Genomic DNA, 1,547 nt, shown 5'->3' on the forward strand with positions numbered 1-1,547 from the left:
CGATAAAAGGCTGGTGATTTCAACAGCGACAGTGACGCTGCAGGAGCAGATTATCAGCAAGGATCTGCCCGACATTATCCTGAAAACCGGACTCAAGTTCTCTTTTACCCTGGCCAAGGGGCGTGGACGATACGCCTGTCTGAGCAAGCTCGATCGGCTGTTGCAAGAAGAGCAGTCAACGGCTTCATTGATTGATATGTTTGCCGGGGAAGGTTTTACCCCGGAGCAGGACGAGTCTTCCCTGAAGCTCTACCAGACAATGTTGGAAGACTTTGCCGCTTCCAGGTGGGAAGGTGACCGTGACAGCTGGCCCGATGCGTTGGAAGACCCGCAATGGCGAATGATCACCACGGATCATGCTCAATGCAGTGGTCGACGGTGTGGCTATTTTAATCAGTGTCCTTTCTACAAAGCCCGGGCAGATCTGGAGCAGGCCGATGTGGTGGTGACCAATCATGACCTGGTGCTGGCTGATCTGGCTCTGGGCGGTGGTGCTATTCTGCCTGATCCTAAAGATACCGTTTACGTCTTTGATGAGGGCCACCATCTGCCTGACAAGGCGATTGATCATTTCGCCTGTCATTCCCGGATAAAAGGGACTGCCAGCTGGCTGGAGAAAGCCAGCAAGAATTTGCAGAAGACCCTGTCCCAGAATGCCCTGCCCGGAGAGTTGGGTGAAAGGCTCGAAAAACTCATGCCAGAGTTTGATGAGCTGGTGAATAATCTGGGTCATACCCGGACTCTGTTACAAGGGGTCGCAACTTTTGAACCACGAATCCAGGGTGATACGACGGTTGCTGTTTATCGTTTTCCTGAAGGAAAAGTGCCCGAAGCCGTTCGTCAGCAAGCTGAAATGCTCAAAGTCGGCTTCAGTCGATGCAGTGGGATGGTTGAAAAGGTTGCCAGGGAACTGAATGATGCTATGGACGGAGATGTTCCTGGCATTGACCGTTGGCAGGCTGAGCAACTGTTTCCGGAAATTGGCGCGATGCAGATGCGACTGGAGAGCCAGTTTCAACTCTGGTTGACCTACACCATGAAAGATCCCGAAGGCGAACCGCCCAGTGCGCGCTGGCTGAAGTGGAGTGAAGGGCCCTTTGGCGAGGAACTGGAGGTTTTCAGCAGTCCTATTCTTTCTTCGGCAACACTCTGGCAGACGCTCTGGAATCCGGGTTATGCATCGATTGTTACTTCTGCCACGCTCACTGCCCTGGGTAACTTTAACCGTTTTCGCATGCGTTCCGGGATTCCATCCGAGTCTCGTTGTGTGGTTGTTCCCAGTCCTTTCCAGCACAGTTTTGCTGCTCAGCTGGTGGTGCCGGGTATGTTGTCTGATCCTCGTCAGAGTGAGGAGCATACGGAAGAAATCGTTGAGAAGCTGCCTGATCTGATGTCCACTCAAAAAGGTACATTGGTACTTTTCTCATCCCGCAAGCAGATGAAAGATGTGCATTTTGGTCTCGATGATGAGTGGCGCAAGAAGATCCTTTTGCAGGATGATTATTCTAGAGCGGAACTTCTGAAACTGCATCGCAAGCATATTGATG

At 51.9% G+C, this 1,547-nt stretch carries 1 protein-coding gene; it reads left to right on the forward strand.

Features of this window, described 5'->3' with window-relative positions; all coding sequences use genetic code 11:
* The coding region (locus tag KDK18_RS02465; protein WP_257252949.1) for an ATP-dependent DNA helicase DinG at positions 1–1,547 on the forward strand (1,547 nt) is incomplete at both ends.

The organism is Endozoicomonas sp. SESOKO3 (genome assembly GCF_024606255.1).